The organism is Sphaerisporangium siamense (assembly GCF_014205275.1).
GTDB lineage: Bacteria > Actinomycetota > Actinomycetes > Streptosporangiales > Streptosporangiaceae > Sphaerisporangium > Sphaerisporangium siamense.
The window spans coordinates 295954-318940 of the sequence record NZ_JACHND010000001.1 but is presented as its reverse complement, the minus strand read 5'-3'; the positions used below and the strand labels follow the sequence as shown (position 1 = coordinate 318940).

Sequence of the window (22987 nt, the reverse complement as noted above, 5' to 3'; positions counted from 1 at the left end):
CGCCGGGGGCGACCTTCGCCCCCGGCGCGGAACCAGGTTCAGGCGGGCCCGGTGACGGTGATCCGGGCCTGCCGGGTCACGCCGTTGACCCGGACCGCGAGGGTGATCTCGCCAGGCCGGCGGGGCGTGAGGGTTCCGGTGGCGGGGTCGAACGCGGCGACGTGGTGGCCGCGGGCCCGCCGCGGGTCGCCGACGTGGACGTTCGGGCTCGCGGTCCACCGGGCGCTCACCGGGTAGGCGACCGGGACCGCGCGGCCGTCCTGGGTGAGCGTCGCCGTCACCTTCACCGGGGTTCCAACCGGCACAGTCGGCGGGACGCCGAGGGTCAGGGCGTCGACGTGCGGGCGGGTCTCGGCGGCCAGCCAGCGCGGGCCGCCGGCGAAGGGCAGCAGCCGGGCCGCGGCCTGCTCCGCGCGCGAGACCGGGTCGACGCCGAGGAGGGTCCAGCCGGTGAAGCCGCCCTCCGCGGGCCTGGTCGCCGGGGTCTTGCCCGCGTTTCCGTTGACCAGGTACGGCACGCCGTCCACGCGCGCGGCGTCGAACGTGCCGACGTGCCCGCCGATGAACGCCGCGCCCTTGCCGGTGTCGTGCTGGAAGCCGGCCAGCCAGTTCTCCACCAGCGCGGCCTCCTTGCGGTCGCCGAGCTGACTGCCTTTGGCCGGGGTCGGGTCGCGCGGCGGGTGGTGCTCGACCAGCACGACCGAGGTGACCCGGTCGTCGGACGCGGCGCCGTCCAGCGCCGCGCGCAGGCGTTCGAGCTGGTCGAACCCGCCGCCCCTGATCGTGCCGCGCGAGGTGTCGAGGGTGACGAACCGCGTGCCCTTGTGGTCGAACGTCCGGCTCGTGTCGCCGAAGTACTTCCTGAAGTCGTCGATGGCCGCGCCCATCACCTCGTGGTTGCCCGGCACGTAGACGTACGGCAGCGCGTCACCGACCTCCTCGTCCAGGACACGCTTGGCGAGCTGGAAGTCGGCCTCGGACGCCTCGTCCACCAGATCCCCGGCGATGATCAGGAAGTCGGGCCGGGCGGCCCTGATCTCGCGCAGGGTGCGGCGGGCGGCGGCGACCAGCGGGGAGTCCGGAGCGCGGCCCACGAACTGGGCGTCCGACATGACCGCGAAGCGCCACGGCTCGCCGTCCACCGAGGGGACGATCACGGGATCCTGGACGCGGGGCGCGGGCGGCGGGTCGATCGCCGGGGCGGCCTTCACGTACAGATCGTCCAGCAGCACCTCGGCCTGGTACTGGCGGTCGGCCTTCAGCTCGATCGTGTAGAACCTGCTGACCGTGACCGGCTGGGGCAGCGCCGCCGGCACCGGGATCTCCACCTCACGCCAGCCCTCCCACGTGATGTACGGGCCGTAGATGGAGTAGGACTTGCCGGTCGCGTCCACGGCCGTGAACGCCGTCCACTCGCCCTGGCCGTGCCCGAGAACCGAGACGCCGAACGCCTGCGCGCGCGTGGCCACCCCGAGCGGCCGCGGCGGGATGGCGTACGCGGTGCGGGTCGCGGTGGAGCGGGTGAAGTCGTAGGAAAGCCTCAGGCCCGGACCGTCCCGCCCCTCGGCGACGGGGGTGACGGTGGCCGTGCCGCGCGCCGAACCCGCCGTCCACTGCGCCGCGTCGTCGAACGTGGAGAGAACGGTCTTCGTCACGCCCACGCTGACCGCGACGGACGTGGTGAGACCGCCCACCGTGACCGTGATGAGCCCCGCGCCCGACTCCCGGGCCGCGCCGACCGTGAAACCGCCGCCATTGTCCGGGGTGACCTTCAGCAGCGTGGCGTCGTACTTCAGCCGCACGTCGGCGGGCTCGATCGGCGCCGAGTCGCCGTACCGGTCGTACCCCACGACGCCGAAGGACGCGGTGGAGGAGGCGTCGGCGTTCAGCGTCGGCTGGGTGGTGTCCAGGCGGACGGCCGGGCCGAGCACCTCCACCTTGACGTTCCCCTTGGCCCGGCCCGCGGACGCCGAGACGGTCGCGGCGCCGGGCAGGGCCGCGCGGAACACGCCGCCCGTGACGGTGCCGTGCGTGGCCGACCAGCGGACGGGTGTCCGGTCGCGTACCGGGCCGTACACCTCGTCGTACGGGGTGGCGGTCAGCGTGCGGGTCAGGCCGAGGAAGACGCGGTCGGGACGGCCCCCGGCGACCGGGCCGGTGCCGGGCGCGGCGGCCGGGTCCACGGCCGGCTTCACCCACACGCCCTGGGCCTTGCCGCTGCCCTCCGGGCGGTAGATGGCGAGGCCGTTGGAGACGACGCGCTCCTCGCCGTCGTTGGGCTCGTTGTCGACGCGCAGCCGGTCGGCGCCGGGCTCGCGGGTGACCATGGTGGCCGAGCCGCCGCCGTCGATCTCCACGCCGGAGCGCGCGCCGAGCGCCACGAGACGGTCGGCCATCTCTCGCAGCGTGGCGCCGCGGCTGTGGATGGTCCGGGTGCCGTCCACCGTGACCAGGAACATCTTCATGCCGTCCGCGGTGAGGCCGAGGGCCATGCGCGCGGCGACGGTCGTGTCGTCGATCGGCTGGGCCACACCGTCCTTGACGAGCAGGTGGTTGGCGCCGATCGCGGTGGCGAGCGTGGAGCCGTCCGAGGTCCTGGGACGGTAGGCGATCTCGATCGGGTCGCCGGGGGCGAGCCGGGCGAGCAGCGCGGCCCCGGCCTCCCGGCCGACCAGCGCGGTGGTGCCGGAGGGCAGCTCGCCCTCGCCGGGTCTGGCGGCGACGCTGACGACCTTGCCGCCGGAGACCAGCACCTCGGTCACCTGGCCCGCGTCCTGGACGGCGCGGGTGCGCGGGTGGGCGCCCCAGAGCGGGGTGTAGGCGCCGATGCCGTCGCGGGGCAGGTCCGGGCTGTTGAGGCGGACCAGCGGCGCGGGGCCGGCCTGGCCGGGCAGGCGCACGGTGCCCTCGAAGAGGATGTCCAGCACACGGCCCGCGCCCGAGGCGTCGAAGCCCACGGCGGTGGTGCGGCCCGAGGCGGACTTGAGCAGCCCGCCGCCGGAGATCGCCGGGCCGATCGGGGCGGTGGAGTTGTTGATGTCGAAGAAGTCCCCGTTGACGGCCGCCACGGCGCCCTTGGCCTCGGCCATCTGGGAGATCCTGCCGCCCTTGGCGATCCGGCCGGCGTCCAGGTAGCCGACGGTGGCGCCCTTGGTCAGGTCCACGGTGAGGGCGTCGGCCCGCTGCCAGCCCTTGGCGTCCAGGGTGTCGACCGAGTCCAGGCGGACGCCGGGGGCCACGGGGCGGCCGGTGCGGTAGGTCTCGATCGGGCCGCCCGGGGCCGCGGCGGTCCGTGCCGCCGGGCCGGCGGTTTCGGCCGTGCCGGGCAGGGGCGTCGTGACGGGGGGATAGGAGGAGGCGCGGCGGGCCTCCAGCGCGGTCGCCGCGACCGGGTCGGACACCGGGTCGGCGGGGGCCGCGTGCGCGGGAAGCACGGTGAGCCCGAGAACCAGGGCGGGCAGCAGCGCCGCGAGCGCCGCCCCGCGTCTCCGGTCCGGACGGATGCTGGACAGGGATTCCTCCGAAGGTCCGCGATCAATATCGACAGTGCGCAGTAAATCCGTCACATCCGGACAATTCCACGCATGTCCGGTGAACCTCAGACGACAAGATCCAGCGTCACGGGGAGGAGACGGCGTGCATCAAGCCCGCGGTCAGGGGTGACGGCACGGCGTCAGGGATGGGGGACGGCGTGTATCCACCCGCGGTCGGCGGTCAGGAAGCCGGACAGCATCAGCCCGGCCTCGGCGAGCTGGAACTCCAGTTCCTCGTCCGTGAGGCGGCGCTGCGTGAACGTCTGCGTCCACACCAGATCGCCCGTCTCATACCGCAGCGTGGCCCTGAACAACTCCGGACCCGGCCGTTCCAAGGCGGTCATCATGACCGCGCCGTCCTCCCACGCGCGGCCCTTGCCCACCCGCCACCGGGCGTACTGCTCGGGCGGCTCCCACCGGACCAGCACCGCGCCGTCCTCCCGGACGTGACGGCGGCACGTGGCCAGGAACTCGCGGCGCACCACGTCGTCGGGGACGTTGATGAGATAGGACGGCAGCAGGACGGCGTCGAAGAGCCGGTCGAGCCGCAGGCCCTCGATACGGGCCGTGATCGTCTCGGCGCCCTCGATGTGCGCCAGCATCTCGGCCGACTCGTCCACCGCGACGACCTTGTAGCCCGCCTCCAGCAAGGCATGGGCCAGACGGCCGGTGCCCGCGCCGAGGTCCAGGATCACCCCACCGGCGGGCACGACGGCCGCCACCACGCCGGGTTCACCCCCGGCCCGCATCCGCCGGTAGAACTCCACGGGCGACCCATCGGGCGTAATGACTCCCGGCCCCGTTCCACTGTTCACCTGAGCGCTCATGCGAGGAGATTAACCGAGTCCCCAGACCACGAAACAGACGCATTCACCAGATGGCCGGACGATGTTTTCCCGACCACTCGGCATTCCGGACGCGGGCTCCACAACCAGCAATAACAGGATGTCCATTAAGAAAAAGGCATTCCGCCTTCGATTCCGGATCTCTAGGCATCGCCCAAGGCTGTTACGGCTGGTCAAGCCACTCCTGGCTCCGGCCATCACCGCAGGGGCGACAACGCGGAACAACCGCCTCACCTCCGCCTCGAAGTCCGGCACCCTGACCGCGAAACAACATGGAGAAAAGCTTCACCCCAGGCAGTACCATCGCACGAGGTTGTTCCTGACCATCGACCGCGAAAAGGTCAAACCACAGAACTGCCTATATGCAGATCGGTTCACCCAGTCACGACCAACCAACCCCGTCCCCGACCCAAAAATCCGCGGCCGGCCCGACCGCCCATCGAACAGCCACAGCAGCTCGGCGCCCAACGACCCACCTTGTGTGACGAGGCAGACCCCAAACGATTCGATGACGGGGTGGTTGTGGTGGCTTGGGTGTGTTGATCCCACCCGTGCCGGGCCGTTGTGGCTGAGCGCCGCGATCCCACCCACCAACGCGCGCGTCACCGAGCGGCTCGACAGGCTGACCGTGTGCTGTTGAGCGGTGTGATGAGTAGGTGGCTGTGGTGGTCTAGGTCTGTTGATCCCGTCCTGCTGTGCCGTTGTGGCTGAGCACCGTGATTTCGCCTGTTGGATGCGCGTGTCATGGAGTGACTCAACACACCACGGCGCTGACAGCGCAGGCCAGCGACCGGCGGCCCATCAACCGCCCGCCAACCGCGCAGGCCTCGGGGTCAGGATGGTTGGTCGTCGAACAGGTGGAGGCGGTGGGCTGTGGCGGCGGCTTCGCCGCGGGAGGTTGCGCCCAGTTTGGCGAGGATGTTGCTGACGTGGACGCTGACGGTCTTGGCGGAGATGAACAACTCGGCTGCGATCTCGCGGTTGCTGCGGCCGGTGGCGACCAGTCGGAGCACCTCGCGTTCGCGGGCCGTGAGGCCCAGGCCGGTGTCGCCGGGCGGGCTGGAGGAGGGTGACGAGGTGGGCTCGTCGGTGAGGGGGAGACGGGCCCGGCGGGCGAGGGAGTCGATCTCGGCCGAGAGCGGGGCCGCGCGGAGCTCTTCGGCCAGGCGGGCCGCCCGGGACAGTCGCTCGGCGGCCCGGTCGCGATCTCCGGCGGTGATGGCGGCCTGCGCGGCGCCGAACAGCGCCCGGGCCTCGGCGTACGGCTGGCGCAGCGCCGCCCACGCGGCCACGGCCTTGTCCCACAGCGCCGACACGGCCGCCGGGGGGACCCGGCCTTCCAGCCAGGTGGTTGACAGAAGCTCACCCGGGGAGGGAAGGCCATCGGCGGAGGGCGGGCCGTCGCCGGTGTAGGTGGCGGGGGAGGGTGGGGTGTTGGAGGCTTGGAGGTAGCGGGCGGCGAAGGTTAGGCGTTGGGCCTCTTGGAGGTCGCCTTCTACCGGGAGTTTTGCGGCGATCAGGCGGAGTTCGGGGAGTAGGGGGCCGGCCGCTTCGGTGGCCGTGATGAGGACCGGCCAGACGTAGCGGGGGGTGGACTCCGATTCGTGTTCGCGCACGGCTCGCAGGACCAGGGCGTGGGCGTCGTCGGTGCGGCCCTGGGCGAGGCGTATCTCGATCTCGCGGCGCAGGTGTGGCAGCACGGACTGGTCGCGGTAGTAGCCGCGGGTCAGGACGTGCGTCGAGGCGTGGAAGAGGGACTCGGCGCGGCCGGTTTCGCCGCGGGCGAGGGCGATGTCGGTGGCGAAGCCTTGCAGGCTCGCGCGGTAGGGGGCGGGAGGCACGACCTCCAGCGCGCGGTCGATGACCTCCAGGGCCTCGTCCCAGCGGCCGAGCGACATCAGCGGCTCGGCCAGGTTGATCGCCAGGAACGCGCCGGAGGTGCGGGCGAGGCCGAACGCCTCGGCGTCCGCGATGCCCCGGCGGGCGACCTGCGCCGCCTTCTCGTGCCACCCGGCGCCCTCGTAGGCGTCGGACTCGGAGATCGCGACCCGCATGAGCGCGTTGTAGCGGTTGCCGCGGGTGGCGATCTCGCGGGCCAGGCTGAACGCGCCGGCCTGGTCGTGCATGGCGGAGTAGCGGCACCGCGCCCAGGTGAGCGAGGTGAGCGCGTGGGCCTCGGTCTCGGGGTCGCCGATCTCGCGGGCCATCGCCATGGCCTCCTCGGCGAGGGACTCCTTCTCGGCCCAGGCGTTGGGGTCGTGGATGACGCGGGCGAGGTTCTCCAGGACCTGGGCGCGCAGCCGGGACGGCGGGGAGGCGGGCACGAGGCGGACGGCGGTGCGCAGATCGTCGAGGTAGCCCTCGCGGCCGAGGTCGTAGCGGACCAGGCCGCGCTGGCGCAGCAGGCGGGCCGCGCGCACGGGGTCGGTCTCGGTGTCGATCTCCGTGAGCGCGGCCCTGGCGAGGGAGATGCCGCGTTCGAACTCGCCGGCGAGGTGGGCGACGGTGATGGTCTGGCGCAGGACGTCGACGTGGTCGGCGCCGATCTTCTCGGCGGCGTCGGGCACCCGGTCCCACAGTTCGAGCACGCGGGTCAGCATGCGGAGCTGCTCGTCGTAGGCGGTGGACTTGCGGGCGACGGCGGCGGCGCGCCAGGCGCTGAGGAGCGCGGAGGGGGAGTCGAGCGCGGCGTACCAGTGGTAGGCCAGCTCGATGGCGCCGCGCGGGTCGGGCAGGATGCCGGGGTCGCGCTCCAGGGTCTCGGCGAAGCGGGTGTGCAGGCGCACGCGCTCGCCGGGCAGCAGGTCGTCGTGGACGGCCTCGCGGATCAGCGCGTGCCGGAAGGCGTACCCCTCGCCGTCGACGACGAGCACGTTGCCGGAGACGGCCGGCCGCAGGGCCTGGGACAGCGCGGCGTCGTCGAGTCCGGCCACGGCGGACAGCAGGGCGTGTTCGATCCGGTCGCCGCCGGCGCTGGCGACGCGCAGCAGCTCCTGGGTGTCCTCGGGGAGGCGTTCGACGCCGACGAGCAGAAGGTCGCGCAGGGAGTCGGGCATGGCGGCCGCCTCGCCGCCGTCCAGCAGCGCTTCGACGAACAGGGGGTTGCCCTCGCTGCGGGCGTAGATGAGGTCGACGTCGAGCGTGGTGGGTTCTCTGTCGAGGATGCTCGCGGCCTGCAGGACGACCTCGCGCCTGCTGAGGCGGCGGACGTCCAGCCGCGTGACCCAGTCGATGCGGCTCAGCTCGGCCAGCAGCGGGCGCAGCGGGTGGGTGCGGTGCAGCTCGTCGGAGCGGTAGGTGACGAGGGTGACCAGGCGGGTGGTGGGGCGCTGGTAGCGGACGAGGAACGACAGAAGGTCGCGCGTGGAGCGGTCGGCCCAGTGGGCGTCCTCGATTATCAGGATGGTGGGCCCGATCTCGGCGAGGCGCTCCATGAGGCCGAGGACCTGCTCGAACAGCCGGGCCCGCGCCTCACCCCCGTCGTCGTCGGGCTCGCCGAACTCGGGCAGCAGGCGGGCGAGCGCGCGGGTTCTGCCGCCGGGCACCAGGGCCGCGACGCCGGCGTGGCCGAGGTCGCGGACGAGCCGGCGCAGCACGGCGGTGAACGGCGCGAACGGCAGGCCGTCCGTGCCGAGTTCCAGACAACCGCCGACCAGCACCCGGGCGCCGCCCGCGCGCTGGGAGAACTCGCGGATCAGCCGGGTCTTGCCCACCCCGGCCTCGCCGCCGACGAACACCGTGGTCGCCGCACCCTCACGCGCACGCGCGAGCGCGCGCCCGAGCGTTTCGAGCTCGCGCTCACGCCCGACGAACAGGGGGCTGACCATGTGCACCGTCACGCCTCCCAGGATGCCATCCGGTGACGACAAAACGGCGGTGTCGATATGTCCGAGATCGTCCGGCCGTCATGATCGCGGCCGGCGAGACGCGGGAACGGGCGGCCCCCGGGGCGTGATCGGGCATTGACGCCGCGCACGGAGGGCTCTACGATCCGGTGAAACTTATAGGAAACTTTCCTATGAATAACCCCCCAAGCAGCGAGTGGAGACGGCCGTGCGACGACCTTTCCAACACCTCCTTACCGCGGCGCTCGCCGCCGGGCTCGCCGCGGTCGCCGTGCCGGGCCAGGCCCTCGCCGCGCCGACGGTGACCACGCCCTCCAAAGCCCAGACGACGACCGATCACGACAACGACCGTGGGCGCGAGGACCGGTACAAGCGGGTCGCGTACTTCATCCAGTGGGGTGTCTACGGCCGTAACTACCACGTCAAGGACGTCGAGACGAGCGGCGCCGCCGCCAAGCTGACCCACATCAACTACGCCTTCGGCAACGTCGACGCCTCGCTCAAGTGCGTCTCGTCCGACCCCTGGGCCGACTGGCAGCGCCCGGTGCCCGCCGAGCAGAGCGTGGACGGCGTCGCCGACGCCGAGGGCCAGGCGCTCAACGGCAACCTCAACCAGCTCAAGAAGCTCAAGGCCCTCCACCCGGGCCTGAAGGCGCTGATCTCCCTCGGGGGCTGGACCGGCTCCAAGTACTTCTCCGACGCCGTCCTCACGCCCGAGTCCCGCCGCACGCTCGCCGCCTCCTGCGTCGACCTGTGGATGAAGGGCAATCTGCCCGGCACCCCGGAGGGGTCCGGCCGCGGCGTCTTCGACGGCATCGACCTGGACTGGGAGTGGCCCGGCTCCGAGGGCAACACCGGCAACATCGTCAGGCCCGAGGACAAGCAGAACTTCACGCTGTTCGTCGCCGAGCTGCGCCGCCAGCTCGACGCCTTCAGCAGGAAGAGCATCCTGACGGCCTTCCTGCCCGCCGCCGCCGCGAAGATCGACGCCGGCTTCGAGGTGCCCGCCGTGTTCCGCAACCTGGACTTCGCCACCATCCAGGGCTACGACCTGCACGGCACCTGGGACACGATGACCGGCCACAACGGCAACCTGTTCCCCGACCGCAAGGACCCGCGGCCGATCAAGTTCAGCGTCGACACGACCGTTCGTGACTTCCTCAAGCGCGGCGCCCCCGCCAAGAAGCTCGTGATCGGCGTGCCGGCGTACGGGCAGGGCTGGACCGGCGTGAAGTCCACCGGCAACGGCCTCTGGGCGCAGTCCGCCGGCCCCGCCCCCGCCACCTGGGCCGCGGGCACCGAGGACTACAAGGTCCTGGCGGCCAAGCCCGGCAAGCGGTACCACGACCTGCTCACCGGCGCCATGTGGTCCTACGACGGCAACGAGTTCTGGTCCTACGACGACCCCGCGTCGCTCACCCAGAAGGCCGCCTACATCCGGCTCAAGGGCCTCGGCGGCTCGATGATGTGGTCGCTCGACGGCGACGACACCAAGGCGTCCCTCACCTCGGCGCTCTACAAGATCCTGCGCTGACGGACCACAGACCGGGCCCGGCCTTCCTCGGGGGGAGGCCGGGCCCTCGCCTTTCCCGCTCCGGCCCACCGCGAGGTGATCGGATGCGCCGGGGGCATCATTGAAAGATGGAGATGCCTGCCGGTACCTGCACGTTCTGCGATATTTGCGCGGGCAGGGTGGAGGCCAGCCTGGCCTTCCAGGACGACACCACCGTCGTGATCATGGACGGCAACCCGGTGAACCCCGGGCACGCCCTCGTCATCCCGCGCGTCCACGCCCCCGGCCTGGAGGACCTGGCCGAGGAGGCCGGCGCCCACATGTGGCTGATCGCCCACCGGGTGGCCCGCGGGCTGCGGCGCAGCGGCCTGCGCTGCGAGGGCGTCACCATGTACCTCGGCGACGGGGAGGCCGCGCTCCAGGACGTCCCCCACACGCACATCCACGTGTTCCCCCGCTTCCCCGAGGACAACTTCGTGATCGACGCCGACTGCGAGCCCCGGGACCGCCGGTTGCTCGACCAGGAGGCGTGGGTGCTCAAGGAGGCCATGCGCGGGCTCGCGCTCGCGTCGCTCCCGCGCCACGCCCCCTCCGGCCGGTGAGAGGAGGCGTGGCGTGATGCGGGTGGCCGTACTCGGAATCGGGCACATGGGCCGGGCGATCGCGCTGCGGCTGCTGGGGCAGGGGCACCAGGTCACCGTCTGGAACCGCACCCCCGGCAAGGCCGCGGACGTGGTGCGGGCGGGCGCCGCCGAGGCGTCCTCGCCGCTCGGGGCCGCGCTGGGCGCGGACGCCGCGCTGATGTCGCTGTCCGACGACGCCGCCGTCCTCGCCGTCATGCGCGGGCTGATCGAACTGGAGGGCGACCGGGACTCCCCGGTGATCGTGGACACCAGCACCGTCGCCCCGGACACCTCGCGGAGCCTGCGCGACGTCGCCCCCCGGCGGCGCTTCGTGGCCGCCCCCGTCCTCGGCGCCCCCGGTGCGGTCGAGGACGGCACGGCGTCCGGCCTGCTCGGCGGGGAACGGCGGCTCGCCGAGACGCTGGAGCCGGTCTGGGCGTCGCTGTTCGCCACCCACTGGTACTGCGGCGCGGACCCCGGGAACGCCACGACGGTCAAGCTGCTCAGCAACTACCAGATGATGGCCGGGATCGCCGTCGCCGCCGAGGCGCTGGCCGCGGCCGAGGGCGCGGGGCTGGACCCGCGGCTGCTGCGCGAGGTGTTCTTCCCGCTGCCCACCATCGCCCCCGCGCTGCGCAACCGGCTCGGCCGCATGCTGGACGGCGACCACGACGGGTGGTTCACGACCCGGCTCGGCGCCAAGGACGTCCGCCTGCTCGCCGAGACGGCCGAGTCCCTGGGCGTCGTCCTGCCCATCGCCCGGCTGGTCGAGCGCCGCTACGAGGAGGCCGCGGCCCAGGGGCACGGCGACGACGACATCACGGCCGTGATCGAGCTCGTGCGCCCCCGCGAGCCCTGATCAGACGCGCAGGACCGCGGCCCCGTTCACCCGGTCCGCCGCCAGGTCCGCCAGGGCCTCGCCGGCCCGGTCGAGGGGGTAGGGGACGGTGGTGACGCTGAGCGGGCGCCGCGTCGCCAGCTCCAGGAACGCGCGGCCGTCCTCGCGGGTGTTGGCGGTGACGCTGCGCACCGCGCGCTCGTAGAACAGATGCTCCTCGTAGGTCAGGGACGGGACGTCGGTGAGGTGGATGCCCGCGATCGCCAGCGTGCCGCCCCGGTCCAGGGCGCGCAGCGCCACGGGGACCAGGTCGCCGACGGGGGCGAACAGGATCGCCGAGTCCAGCGGCTCGGGAGGAGCGTCGTAGGCGCCCCCGGCCGAGGCCGCGCCGAGCTCCAGCGCCAGCTCACGGGCGCGGGCCGAGCGGGTGAGGACGTGCACCGTCGCGCCCTGGGCGATCGCCACCTGGGCGGTGAGGTGCGCCGAGGCCCCGAAGCCGTACACGCCCAGCCTGCCGCCCGGGGGGAGGTCTGCGCGGGTCAGGGCGCGGTAGCCGATGATCCCGGCGCACAGCAGCGGCGCGAGCCGCTCGGCGGGGACGTCCTCGGGCAGCGTGTAGACGAAGTTCTCCGGCGCGGTGGTGTACTCGGCGTAGCCGCCGTCGGCGTCCCAGCCGGTGTAGCGGGAGTTCGGGCACAAATTCTCCAGGCCGCGCAGGCAGTAGCGGCACGCGCCGCACGTGTGGCGCAGCCAGGCCACCCCCACCCGCGTGCCCGTGGCCAGGCGGCCCGCCCCCGCGCCGTGACCGGCCACCCGCCCGACCACCTCGTGGCCGGGGACGGTGCCCGGCCGCCGCGGCGGCAGGTCGCCCTCGGCCAGGTGCAGGTCCGTCCGGCACACGGCGCACGCCTCGACCCTGACCAGGACTTCTCCCGGCCCCGGCTCCGGCACGGGCAGGCGTACCCGCCGGAGCGGCCGGCTCTCCATGGGGCCGGGCCGCTCCACGACCCAGGCGCTCATCGTCTCCGCCACGCGCCCATGCTCACACACGCCGTTTCAAATCCCTCCCACGCGGAAGCACTGGTGGCACCGGAACCTGACGAGAGGGGGCCGCCGATGGACGCCATCGTGCTGCTGAAGGACGACCACAAGACCGTCGAGGAGCTGTTCAAGAAGTTCGAGAACGCGGGGGAGCGCGCGTACAAGGAGAAGCAGCGGATCGTCGAGCAGATCATCCACGAGCTCACCACGCACGCCTACATCGAGGAAGAGATCTTCTACCCCGCCGCGCGCGCCGCCGTCCCCGAGACCGAGGACCACGTCCTGGAGAGCGTCGAGGAGCACCACGTGGTGGTCTGGATGCTCTCGGAGCTCCGGAAGCTCGAACCGGAGGACGAGCGGTACGACGCCAAGGTCACCGTCCTGATCGAGAACGTCCGCCACCACGTGGAGGAAGAGGAGCAGGAGTGGTTCCCGAAGGTGCGGGAGTCCCTGGGCCGCAACCGGCTGCGGGAGCTCGGCGAGCAGATGGAGAAGGCCAAGGCCGAGGCCCCCGCCGACCCGCTCGCCGTGTCCAGCGCCCGGCAGTAGGCGGCCCCCCGGCCGGGGATCACGTCGCGCCCGCGCGGCGACCTGATCCCTCGGCCGGGCCGTCAGGGGGTCAGACGGTGCAGGTCACGCGGGAACAGGGTGGTCTCGCGCACGTTGGCCGCGCCGGTCAGGCGGGCCGTCCAGCGTTCCAGCCCGAGGGCGAACCCGCCGTGCGGCGGCATGCCGTGAGCGAACGCGGCCAGGTACCCCGCGTAGGGCGCCGGGTCCTCGCCCCGCGCGGCCAGCGCGGCGAGGTAGTCGGCGTGCCGGTGCAGCCGCCGGCCGCCCGTGACCAGCTCCATTCCCCGGAACAGCAGGTCGAAGCTCTGCGAGAACTCCGGCGCGTCCGGGTCGGGATGGGTGTAGAACGGCCGCTTGGCCATGGGATATCCGGTGACGAACAGGAACTCCGAGCCGTGTTCGCGCCGCGCCCACTCGCCGAGCCGGCGCTCGTGGGCGGGGGCGAGGTCCGGTTCCCCGCGCGGGTCCTCGCCGGTGAGCCGGGCGATGAGCTCCTGGGCGTCGGCGAAGTGGATCGACGGGATCTCCTCGGGGACCGGCGGCGGCGTCAGGCCCAGCGACTCCAGGGCGGCCCCGGCGCGTTCGGCGGCCGCGGCGTGCATGCCCGCGACCGCCACGGTCAGCACCGCCATGACGTCCCGGTGGTCCGTCACGAAGCCCAGCTCGGCGTCCAGGCTGGTGTACTGCGCCAGGTGGCGGGCGGTGTCGTGCGGCTCGGCGCGGAACACCGGCCCGACCTCGTACACCCGCTCGAACACCCCCACCAGCGCCTGCTTGAAGAACTGCGGCGACTGGGCGAGGAAGGCGGGCGCGCCGAAGTAGTCGATGCCGAAGACGTTCGCCCCCGACTCGGTCGCCGAGGCGACGATCTTCGGTGTGGAGGTCTCCACGAAGCCGAGCCCGTCCAGCGCGGCGCGGAACCCGGCCACCCCGGCCGCGGCGATCTCGAACGGGGCGCGCAGCCGCGGGTGCCGTAGCGCGACCGGCGCGTGGTCGAGGACGGTCGGCAGCGTGCCGCCGACCACCGGCCGGTACAGGTCGAACGGCGGCGGCGCGACGGGCGCCGACAGCACCTCGATCTCCGGGCCGGTCACCTCGGCGCCACCGGGGGCCTGGGCGTTCGCGGCGACCGTGCCGGTGACGGCGATCACGGTCTCCTCCGCGAGCGCTCGCACGGGCTCCCTCAGCACGATCTGGGCGAGGCCGGAGCGGTCGCGCAGGACCAGGAACGAGACGGACTTCAGGTCGCGCCGGCGGTGCAGCCACCCGGCGAGACGGACACGGCGGCCGACGTGCTCGGGCAGGTCGGCGGCGAGGACGCGTGAGATCATCACAATCCCTTTCGGGTCGTGAGCGATCCCTTGGGAGCGCGGGGGAGAAGGGGACTCCCGGTGCCACCGCGCTTTCGCCGCCGCCTGGGCGGCGGCCTCGAAAGCCCTGTCACGGGGGCCGGCCGGCGGGGCATTGGGCGGGCCCGGGGCCGCGCCGTTCCTCCTCGCACTCGGGAGGGTCTTCACCCCGGGACGCGAGGCCGCCTTTCCAGCTACCGGCGGCTCTCTGGCTCGCGCGAACCCCGGAGCTACTCGTCTCCGTCATCGCATTGCGCCGGATCCTACCTGGTCCCCGCCGTGCGGGCCTCCGGTTATCGCGCCGTGCCGCGCCGGGGGACGGCGGCGCCGTAGGGGCACCCGGGAATTCGGGTGAGGGGTGGGGTGTGGGGTGCTTCGCGAGAGACGCGGTGTTTGTCTGGAATCAGGTGACGTGCGTCCCCTGCTGGGGACGCCGTCTCGGCGCCGCGGGTCGGAGGGCGTGGCATGGAGACGATCGACGTACGGGAGGCGGACCGCGGGAACAGACCCGAGGCCCCCGGTGAGGGGGCCGGGCTTCTGCGGCTGCGTGACCAACTGAGGCTGCTCGGCCTGAGCGCCGACCTGTGCCCCGCCGGGAGCGCGCTGCTGGTCCAGCGCCCGGACGTCGGCCTGCCGCTGTGGGTCTTCGTCGGGTACGGCGGCGCGTACTACTCGTGGCAGTCGGCCGAGAAACGGCACCCGGTCCGCGACGCCCCCGGGGCCGCGCGGGCGCTCGCCGAATACATCGGCGGAAGGGTCTTCCGCGCGCCCGCCTGCCCCCGGGGGACGGTGTCCCCCGGGGACGGGTAGGGGCCGGAGAAGCAGGCCCGGCCGGGTAGGGGTCAGAAGAAGTCGCGCGGCTGCTTCGGCAGCACCACGTCCTTCGGCCCGCGCCACCGCTCGGGCGCCGGCGCGAACTCCAGCGTGGCCGGCGGCGTGGCGTTCTGCACGGCCTCCGCCGAGGCGAGCGGTAGCCACACCTTGCTCGCCGCCAGGTCGACGGTCACCGTGGCCGCCGCCGGCTGGTCGGGGACCGTCAAGGTCCGGTCGCTCGCGGCGAGGATCACCGCGAGCCGGTGCCCCGGCTGCACGACGTAGTCGGCGGGCAGCGTGCTCCACGCGAACTGGTAGTTCCTGCCCGGGGTCAGCGTCTCCGTGGTCGTCAGCGAACGCCGGTTGCCGGCGTCCAGCCATCCTCTGGCCACGATCTCCAGGGGCCTGGTGGCCATCGTGGTCTCGGTGCGGCGGTAGCAGCCGTCGTCGTCGGCGGTGCTCTCGCCGTGGCAGCTCTCCTCGGCGAGCGTCCTGATGCCGCTCCCGGGGCCGTAGTGGTCCACGCGCAGGTCGTCGCCGTAGTCGACCACCAGGGCGGTGAGGTTGGCGTCCGGCCGGTCCAGCTTGGCGCGGATGTCGACGACCGGGGTGCCGGAGAACCGGACGGCCCGCTTCAGCGGCGGGGTGAGGAACACCAGCCGGTTCGGCGAGGAGGCGGTCGGGTCGGAGACCATGCGGTCCTCGGTCTGGGCCGGGTCGTCGGTGAAGCTCAGCGTCGAGCCCTTGGGGGCGGGACGCAGGCCGAGGCCGCCGCCCTGCCCCTCCTCGCCGGGGCGCAGCCACAGCGGCACGTCCAGCGACCGCGACGGCCAGTCCGGCAGCTTCACCCACTGGCCGGAGGCGAGCTGCAGGTCCGCCTTCGGGCCGCGGGCCGCGTCGTTGTCGATCTTGTAGAGCCAGCGGTCGAACCAGCCGTGCAGGGTGTCGATCCACTCCTCGCGCTTGTAGTCGAACGGGTCCACGTGCCCGTACTGCGACAACCACAGCTTGCGGGGCACCCCGCGCCTGGCCAGGGCCTGCCAGTAGGTGCTGAACTCGTCGGGTTTGACGTTCATGTCGCCGATGCCGTGCACGGCGAACACGCTGGCGCGCACCTTGCTCACGTCGGCGAGGCTGCCGGACAGGTAGTTGCGCTCGTCCCAGAAGGCGTTGTAGTTGCCGGTCACGTCGTCCTGGCCCTCGTGCAGCGCCTGCCGCGTCGCCGCGCACTTCGCGGGCGGGTCGGTGTCCACGTAGTCGGCGAGCCAGGGCATGTAGTCCTCGCTGTACCTCACGCCGTTCATGCGCTGGTACCGGTACCAGCTCGTGATCGCGGAGATGGGGACGATCGTCTCCAGGCCCTTGACGCCCGTGGCGGCGACCGCGTTGGCGAGCGTGCCGTCGTAGGACTTGCCGATCATGCCGGCCCTGCCCGTGGCCCAGCGCGCCGTCACCGGGGCCCCGTCGGCGCCGTAGGCCGTGGCCCGGCCGTTCAGCCAGTCGATCACCGCCGTGCCCGCGGCGATGTCGGCGGCGGCGCCCACGTCCGGGCAGCCGTCGGACCTGCTGGTGCCGACCATGTCGACCAGCAGGACGGCGTACCCGCGGGGCACGAAGTAGTTGTCGTAGAACAGCGGGAACTTCACCGGGCGGCCCGCGTCGTCGTACCGCTTGCGCTCGGACTCGTTGCCGCGCCCGACGTTGTCGTAGTACGGGCTGTCGTCGATGATGGCCGGCACCTTGAGGCCCCGGTCGGTCTCGCGGGGCCTGATGATGTCGACGTTCGCGCGGTCCTTCCTGCCGTCGCCGTCGCTGTCGACGGTGGTCTCGACGCTGACGTGCTCGCGGATGGCGTCGGCGTAGGAGAAGACGGATTGCGTCCTGCCGTTCACGACGTCGATCGCGGGGGTGGCCTGGGCGGACGCCACGCCGCCCGTGGTGGCCGTCAGCGCGAGAGTGACGCCGACGGCCCAGAGCAATCTTGTTGATTGCCGCAAGGGGTGCCTCCGGGGGGATCAGCACGGATCATGTATCGCAACAGTTATCCCACCGGACAAATTATGTAAATACCGACACATCCGTATATGTATGGCCGGAATCGGACGCTCTACCGGCCCCGGAGTCGTATCGCGGCCTCGATGCGCAATCCCACCCCGACCACCGCGAGGATGAGCACGCCGCCCAGCAGGGGAAGGGGGATCTCCCGCGCGCCCAGCAGAGAGATCACGATGAGGGTCAGTCCCGCCACCAGGGCCAGGGTGCCCAAGGAACGCACGGTCCGGGCGTCGCGGATCGACTCGGGGCCGGAAACGCCGCCCACGTCGTCCGAAGGGGATGTGCCCGGATCGCTCATGGCCCGAAGCATGGCATATCCAGAAATTTCATGAAAGCCAATCTTCCACGCTGAATATGAGTCATGGGACTTCGTGGGACGGCCGTCTTGTGGACGGCGGAATCGTTGTCCACAGGCGGGCCTTTGCCGCCCGGACGGCCCCGGACGGGCTCGTAAACTGGCGCGGTGACTTCCCCTGATCCCGGCAGCCGGCCCGACGACGCGCTCGGCGTGCTGAACCGCGTCTTCGGCTATCCCTCCTTCCGCGAGGGCCAGCAAGAGATCATCGAGCACGTCGTCGCGGGTGGCGACGCGCTGGTGCTCATGCCGACCGGCGGCGGAAAGTCGCTCTGCTACCAGATCCCCGCGCTGGTCCGCGAGGGCGTCGGCGTCGTGATCTCGCCGCTGATCGCCCTCATGCAGGACCAGGTCGACGCCCTCATGGCCCTCGGCGTGCGCGCCGGGTTCCTCAACTCCACGCAAGATCACGAGGACCGCCGTCTCGTCGAACAGGCGTTCCTCGCCGGCGAACTGGACCTTCTCTACCTCGCGCCCGAGCGCCTGCGCCTGGAGTCCACGCTGTCGCTGCTGGCCCGCGGCGAGGTCTCGATCTTCGCCATCGACGAGGCCCACTGCGTCGCCCAATGGGGCCACGATTTCCGTCCCGACTACCTCGCCCTGTCGGTGCTCCAGGAACGCTGGCCCAAGGTGCCCCGCGTCGCGCTCACCGCGACCGCCACCGAGGCCACCCGGCAGGAGATCGCGGCCCGGCTCGGCCTGCGCGAGGCCCGCCATTTCGTCGCGAGCTTCGACCGCCCCAACATCCAGTACCGCATCGTCCCCAAGGACGAGCCCAGGCGCCAGCTCCTCAAGCTCCTGCGCCAGGAGCATGCCGGCGACGCGGGCATCGTCTACTGCCTGTCCCGGGCCTCCGTCGAGAAGATCGCCGAGTTCCTCGTCCAGAACGGCATCCAGGCTCTGCCCTACCACGCCGGGCTCGACTCCCGCACCCGCGCCGAGAACCAGGCCCGCTTCCTGCGCGAGGACGGCCTCGTCATGGTCGCGACCATCGCCTTCGGCATGGGCATCGACAAGCCCGACGTCCGGTTCGTCGCCCACCTCGACCTGCCCAAGTCCGTCGAGGGCTACTACCAGGAGACGGGCAGGGCCGGGCGCGACGGCCTGCCCTCCACCGCCTGGCTCGCCTACGGTCTCGGCGACGTCGTCCAGCAGCGCAAGCTCATCGACACCTCCGAGGGGGACGACGCCCACCGCCGCCGCCTCGGTGTCCACCTCGACGCCATGCTCGCGCTGTGCGAGACCATCGAGTGCCGCAGGGCCCGCCTGCTCGACTACTTCGGGCAGCAGGCCACCGCCTGCGGCAACTGCGACACCTGCCTGAACCCCCCGAAGTCCTGGGACGGCACGATCGCGGCGCAGAAGCTCCTGTCCACGGTGTACCGGCTCCAGCGCGAGCGAGACCAGAAGTTCGGGGCGGGCCAGATCATCGACATCCTGCTCGGCAGGCGCACCCCCAAGGTCAGCCAGTTCAGGCACGATTCCCTGACGGTGTTCGGCGTCGGCACCGAGCTGAGCGAGCCCGAGTGGCGCGGCGTGGCGCGCCAGCTCATCGCTCAGGGCCTCCTCGGCGTCGAGAGCGACTACGGCGCTTTCGTCCTGACCGAGGCCAGCGGCGACGTGCTCGGCCGCCGCCGCGAGGTCCTGCTGCGCCGCGAGCCCGAAAAGCCCGCCCGGCCGATGGCCGCTCCGGGCACCCGTCGCCCGGATGAGCCCGACGCGCGGGGGCCGGGTGATCCCGGCAAGCCCGCCCGCGCCGCGAAGGCCCGCCGGGCGGCCTCGCCCGCCGCCGAGCTCGACGAGGCCGCCACCGCCGTCTTCGAGCGCCTGCGCGCCTGGCGCGCCGCGACCGCCAAGGAACAGGGCGTCCCCGCGTACGTCATCTTCCACGACGCCACCCTGCGCGAGATCGCGGCCACCATGCCGTCCTCCCTGGCCGCCCTCGGCGAGATCAGCGGCATCGGCGAGAACAAACTCGCCAAATACGGCGATCAGGTCCTCGCCACCCTGACCACCCCCCACCCCACCCAACCCACCCTCGACGCCGAACCCGACCTCGACGCCGAAGCCTCCCCGGACACCGAAGCTCCCCCCGACGCCGAACCTCCTCTCGATACCGAACCCTCATGACGGTTGGGGCGGGTATTTCCGCTGTGACCTGGGGTGGTGGTGTGGGGGGCGGGGGTAATGTCCTGGTATTCCTATGGTTTGGGTAGGTTGAGGGCGTGGAATTCGACTTCACCATGGCGATCGGATCTTTTCTGGTCGCCATCGTCGTGGGGCTGACCGGCATGGGCGGGGGCGCGTTGATGACGCCCATGCTGGTGACGTTCTTCGGCGTGCCGCCGCTCGCGGCCGTGTCCAGCGACCTCGTGGCCGCGGCCGTGATGAAACCGGTCGGCAGCTTCGTCCACCTGCGCCGCGGCACCGTCAACCTCAAGCTGGTCGGCTGGCTGTGCGCGGGCTCGGTCCCGGCGGCGTTCTGCGGCGTTCTGCTGGCGAAGGCGCTCGGCGACGGCGAGGACGTCCAGAGCGTGATCCAGAAGGCGCTCGGCGTCGCGCTGCTCATCGCGGCGGCGGGGCTCGGCATCCGGGGCTACCTCGCCCTGAGGGACCGCGCGGAGGGACGCGCCACCCCCGGCGCCTCCCGCACCGCGCTCCCCGGCGAGCCGGCCGCGACGGGCATCCCCGAGGTGACCATCCGTCCCCTTCCCACCGTCCTGGTGGGCATCGTCGGCGGCCTGGTGGTCGGGATGACCTCCGTGGGGTCGGGTTCGCTGATCATCGTGGCCCTGCTGGGGCTGTATCCGGTGCTCAAGGCCAACCAGCTCGTCGGCACCGACCTGGTGCAGGCCGTGCCGCTGGTGATGTCCGCGGCGCTGGGGCACGTGCTGTTCGGGGACTTCCAGCTCTCGGTGACGGCGGCCCTGCTCGTCGGCTCGATCCCCGGGGTCTACATCGGCTCGCGCATCTCCTCCCGCGCCCCCGGCACGCTGATCCGCCGCGTGCTCGCGTTCGTCCTGCTGGCCTCGGCGCTGAAGATGTTCGACGTCAGCACGCTCGCCACCGCCTGGATCCTCGTCGGCGTGCTGGTCGCCACCCCGCTGCTGTGGATGTTCCTGCGCACCCGCCACGGCCTCCCCGCGTTCCCGTGGGGCGCCGCCGCCACGGACGCCGCCTCGCAGGACGCGCGCAGCTCCGTGAACCCGGGCGAGAAGTGACCGGACGCGCCGTTCCTCGCGCCCGGGGAGGCGCCGAGGCTCAGAGGAGGGTCATCTGGCCGGACGGGGCCAGGGGGTCGCGGTGCTTGCGGAGGTGGCGCCAGGCGGGGAGGTCGTCCAGATAGGACCAGCTCAGCCGGTGATGCGGCGTCGGGCCGGACTCGGCGAGCGCCCGCTGGTGGGCGGGAGAGGGGTAGCCGGCGTTCTCGGCGAACCCGTACGCCGGGTGGCCGGCGCCGACGGCCTCCATGAGCCGGTCGCGGCGCACCTTGGCCAGCACCGAGGCGGCGGCCACCGTGACCGACCGCTGGTCGGCCTTGACCTCACACCTCACCCGCCACGCCCCGCGCAGGAAGTCGTGCGCGCCGTCCAGGATGACGACGTCCGGGCGCCGCGGCAGGGACGCGAGCGCGCGTTCGGCCGCGCGGCGCAGCGCCTCGGTCATACCGACCTCGTCGATCTCTTCGGCGCCGGCCTCGCCGAAGGCGTGGCAGGAGAGCCAGCCGGGCAACGCCTCGGCGAACGCCTCGCGATGGGCGCGGGTGAGCAGCTTGGAGTCGGTGAGCCGCACCGGCCGCCCGCCCCGGCCGGGCGGCTCGGGCGGCGCGGACAGGTCGGTGACGGCCGCGCAGACGACCACGGGCCCGGCCCACGCGCCGCGGCCGACCTCGTCCACCCCGGCGATCACGGTCGATCCCGCGGCGCGGAGCTCCCGTTCGATCTCGTACCCGGCCTCGCGGCGAGGCGCGGCCCTCCTGGGTCCCTCGGTGGCCTCCAGGCCGGGGAGGGTCGCGGGGGAGGGGTCCTCTGGGGCGCGCGGGGTCGGCATCGGATCATCATCGCAGGCCCGGCGGCCTCGCATCGGCCGGGCACGGGAACTTCACCGTGCCAGGGGCGGGTGGGTGAGGACCCGGAAGGCGGAAAGGGCGAGGCCCGGAGCCGTCGCGGCTCCGGGCCTCGGGTGGGTGTGCGGAATCGAGGTTCTCAGGGGGCGCAGCCGGCCAGGGACGCCGGCGGCGGGGTGGTGGTGGGCGGGCCGAAGAACAGCTCGGCGCAGTCGCCCAGGTAGCTGCTGTTCTCTTCGGCGATGTAGTGGCCGGAGTCGGGGACGACGACCGGCCGGACGTCGTCGGCCACCAGACGGAAGGAGTCGGCGACGCCGGGCCCGAAGGACGCCGCCCCGCCGAGGGCCAGCACCGGCTGGGTGAGCCGCCGCGAGGCGTTGGCGGTGTTGTTGGTCCCGTCCTCGGCGAAGGCGCGGTAGTACTCGTAGCCCGCACTGCGCTTGGCCGGGTCCGCGTACGCCCGGTAGTAGGTGTTCTTGTCGATCAGCTCGGGATGCTGGCTGAAGCCGAACATGAAGCCCAGGTAGGTCGGCACGTCGTCGTTGTCGAGGATGCTCTCGGGGACCGGGGCCGGCGCCATGTTGAACTTGAAGTGGAAGCTGATGCCGTACAGGTTCTCCAGGCCGAACCCGGCGAGCGGCGTCTCCAGCACGGCGAGCTTGGTGACCTCGTTCGGGAAGTCACGCGCGTAGGGGTAGGCGATGAGGGCGCCGAGGTCGTGGCCGATCAGGCCGACCTGGCGGAAACCGAGCTTGTTGACGGCCTGGCGGATGCGCTTGGCGGTGGTGGCCTTGTCGTAGCCGCCGCTCTGCGCGGTGGAGTCGCCGAGACCCGGCAGGTCGAACGCGATGACGGTGTGCGTGCGCGCGAGCTCCGGCATCACGTTGCGCCAGATCCACCACGTCTGTGGCCAGCCGTGCAGGAGCACGATCGCGGGGCCGGATCCGCCGCGCACGTAGTGCAGGGTGGAGCCGCCGTCCACGGCGACCCTGCCATGGGTGAAGATCGGGGAGAAGCGCGCCTGGCCTGTGGACGGCTCGCGCGGCGCGGCGCTGGCGCCCGCGCCCGCGGTCATGGCGAAGAGGGCGATCAGCGCGACGGCCATGGCGCTGAGCACGCGCCCGGCCCTCAGACGGCGGGTTCTCGATGCTCGCCCGGCGTCGCGCGGGATGGTGTTCTCCGGCGGCATAGCAACTTCCTTTCCGTGGACCCCGTGGACCACTGGCCGGTCCGGCGTCGAGCGTCGCGAGTCCACTTGGTTGGCGCACCGAACCCCGGCCGCGGGCGCCTGCGCGAACGACGGCGAAGCCGGACGGTCACCTGAGGTGACCGTGTGGTCCGAAATGAAGCCTGCACCCCGCACGACGGCGGCGTCTTCTTCGAGCGTGCTATTCACATCGACACCCTCGGTCACAGCAGAGTCAGTGTGATCAGTTGACAGGACGCGGGCTGCGGATTCGCCGCGCCGGGGGCGGACGCTGGGTAGCGGCCATGCCGAAATATCCGTACAAGTCCCCCAACACCCCACCCCTACGGCAGGA

General features: G+C 72.4%; 16 protein-coding genes. 7 read left to right on the top strand and 9 right to left on the bottom strand.

Translation table 11 applies throughout. The features are described from left to right. Positions 1-38: 38 nt before the first annotated feature. From BJ982_RS01435 to BJ982_RS40185, 3 genes are all read right to left on the bottom strand, one after another. Complete coding sequence (locus BJ982_RS01435) at positions 39-3566, bottom strand: phosphodiester glycosidase family protein (RefSeq protein WP_239123014.1); 3528 nt, start codon at positions 3564-3566, stop codon at positions 39-41. A gap of 107 nt (positions 3567-3673) precedes the next feature. Continuing rightward, a complete protein-coding gene (locus BJ982_RS01430) occupies positions 3674-4360 on the bottom strand; it encodes a class I SAM-dependent methyltransferase (protein ID WP_184875804.1) in 687 nt (228 codons plus the stop codon). Between the two features lie 851 nt (positions 4361-5211). After that, positions 5212-8217: a helix-turn-helix transcriptional regulator gene (locus BJ982_RS40185; RefSeq protein WP_275411691.1), complete on the bottom strand. Its 3006-nt coding sequence runs from the start codon at positions 8215-8217 to the stop codon at positions 5212-5214. Between the two features lie 214 nt (positions 8218-8431). Between BJ982_RS40185 and BJ982_RS01420 the strand changes: the two genes are divergently transcribed. From BJ982_RS01420 to BJ982_RS01410, 3 genes are all read left to right on the top strand, one after another. Next, positions 8432-9757: a glycoside hydrolase family 18 protein gene (locus BJ982_RS01420; RefSeq protein WP_184875802.1), complete on the top strand. Its 1326-nt coding sequence runs from the start codon at positions 8432-8434 to the stop codon at positions 9755-9757. 107 nt (positions 9758-9864) lie between these two features. Beyond that, complete coding sequence (locus tag BJ982_RS01415) at positions 9865-10338, top strand: HIT family protein (protein WP_184875800.1); 474 nt, start codon at positions 9865-9867, stop codon at positions 10336-10338. A gap of 16 nt (positions 10339-10354) precedes the next feature. Beyond that, positions 10355-11218 (top strand): NAD(P)-dependent oxidoreductase, encoded by an 864-nt coding sequence (locus tag BJ982_RS01410; RefSeq protein ID WP_203959092.1) that lies wholly within the window; start codon positions 10355-10357, stop codon positions 11216-11218. Here BJ982_RS01410 and BJ982_RS01405 read toward each other — a convergent pair whose 3' ends face one another. Next, a complete protein-coding gene (locus tag BJ982_RS01405; RefSeq protein WP_373869641.1) occupies positions 11219-12229 on the bottom strand; it encodes a zinc-binding alcohol dehydrogenase family protein in 1011 nt (336 codons plus the stop codon). It abuts the gene before it with no gap. 84 nt (positions 12230-12313) lie between these two features. On the opposite strand from BJ982_RS01405, the gene BJ982_RS01400 reads away from it, so the two are divergent. After that, a complete protein-coding gene (locus BJ982_RS01400; protein ID WP_184875795.1) occupies positions 12314-12787 on the top strand; it encodes a hemerythrin domain-containing protein in 474 nt (157 codons plus the stop codon). Positions 12788-12849: 62 nt separating this feature from the next. Here the strand turns inward: BJ982_RS01400 and aspS are convergent, their stop codons facing one another. Then, positions 12850-14139 carry an aspartate--tRNA(Asn) ligase gene (aspS, locus tag BJ982_RS01395; protein WP_184875793.1) on the bottom strand — a complete coding sequence of 430 codons (1290 nt, stop codon included), beginning with the start codon at positions 14137-14139 and terminating at the stop codon, positions 12850-12852. A gap of 483 nt (positions 14140-14622) precedes the next feature. Here aspS and BJ982_RS01390 point away from each other — a divergent pair, with 483 nt between their 5' ends. Continuing rightward, entirely contained in the window at positions 14623-14967 is a 345-nt protein-coding gene (locus BJ982_RS01390; RefSeq protein WP_184875791.1) for a hypothetical protein, read from the top strand. 32 nt (positions 14968-14999) lie between these two features. Here BJ982_RS01390 and BJ982_RS01385 read toward each other — a convergent pair whose 3' ends face one another. Both BJ982_RS01385 and BJ982_RS01380 read right to left on the bottom strand, forming a co-directional pair. Continuing rightward, positions 15000-16949, bottom strand: a complete 1950-nt coding sequence (locus BJ982_RS01385; protein ID WP_239123015.1) for a Xaa-Pro dipeptidyl-peptidase — start codon at positions 16947-16949, stop codon at positions 15000-15002. 128 nt (positions 16950-17077) lie between these two features. Further along, positions 17078-17323, bottom strand: a complete 246-nt coding sequence (locus tag BJ982_RS01380) for a hypothetical protein (RefSeq protein ID WP_184875788.1) — start codon at positions 17321-17323, stop codon at positions 17078-17080. A 165-nt stretch (positions 17324-17488) separates the two neighbouring features. Here BJ982_RS01380 and recQ point away from each other — a divergent pair, with 165 nt between their 5' ends. Together recQ and BJ982_RS01370 are read left to right on the top strand one after the other, a co-directional pair. Further along, on the top strand, positions 17489-19510 hold the full coding sequence (gene recQ / locus BJ982_RS01375) for a DNA helicase RecQ (protein ID WP_184875786.1): 2022 nt from the start codon (positions 17489-17491) through the stop codon (positions 19508-19510). 95 nt (positions 19511-19605) lie between these two features. After that, on the top strand, positions 19606-20601 hold the full coding sequence (locus BJ982_RS01370; protein WP_239123016.1) for a sulfite exporter TauE/SafE family protein: 996 nt from the start codon (positions 19606-19608) through the stop codon (positions 20599-20601). Positions 20602-20641: 40 nt separating this feature from the next. Here the strand turns inward: BJ982_RS01370 and rnhB are convergent, their stop codons facing one another. Both rnhB and BJ982_RS01360 read right to left on the bottom strand, forming a co-directional pair. After that, positions 20642-21430 (bottom strand): ribonuclease HII, encoded by a 789-nt coding sequence (gene rnhB / locus BJ982_RS01365; protein ID WP_184875784.1) that lies wholly within the window; start codon positions 21428-21430, stop codon positions 20642-20644. 155 nt (positions 21431-21585) lie between these two features. Continuing rightward, entirely contained in the window at positions 21586-22635 is a 1050-nt protein-coding gene (locus BJ982_RS01360; RefSeq protein ID WP_239123017.1) for an alpha/beta fold hydrolase, read from the bottom strand. Positions 22636-22987: the final 352 nt, after the last annotated feature.

What these genes read in the sequence shown, in the direction of transcription:
- rnhB (WP_184875784.1), bottom strand. Translation starts at nt 21,430, where the DNA reads ATGCCGACCCCGCGCGCCCCAGAGGACCCCTCCCCCGCGACCCTCCCC.
- BJ982_RS01360 (WP_239123017.1), bottom strand. Translation starts at nt 22,635, where the DNA reads ATGCCGCCGGAGAACACCATCCCGCGCGACGCCGGGCGAGCATCGAGA.
- BJ982_RS01380 (WP_184875788.1), bottom strand. Translation starts at nt 17,323, where the DNA reads ATGAGCGATCCGGGCACATCCCCTTCGGACGACGTGGGCGGCGTTTCC.
- BJ982_RS01410 (WP_203959092.1), top strand. Translation starts at nt 10,355, where the DNA reads ATGCGGGTGGCCGTACTCGGAATCGGGCACATGGGCCGGGCGATCGCG.
- BJ982_RS01430 (WP_184875804.1), bottom strand. Translation starts at nt 4,360, where the DNA reads ATGAGCGCTCAGGTGAACAGTGGAACGGGGCCGGGAGTCATTACGCCC.
- BJ982_RS01400 (WP_184875795.1), top strand. Translation starts at nt 12,314, where the DNA reads ATGGACGCCATCGTGCTGCTGAAGGACGACCACAAGACCGTCGAGGAG.
- aspS (WP_184875793.1), bottom strand. Translation starts at nt 14,139, where the DNA reads ATGATCTCACGCGTCCTCGCCGCCGACCTGCCCGAGCACGTCGGCCGC.
- BJ982_RS01415 (WP_184875800.1), top strand. Translation starts at nt 9,865, where the DNA reads ATGGAGATGCCTGCCGGTACCTGCACGTTCTGCGATATTTGCGCGGGC.
- BJ982_RS01390 (WP_184875791.1), top strand. Translation starts at nt 14,623, where the DNA reads ATGGAGACGATCGACGTACGGGAGGCGGACCGCGGGAACAGACCCGAG.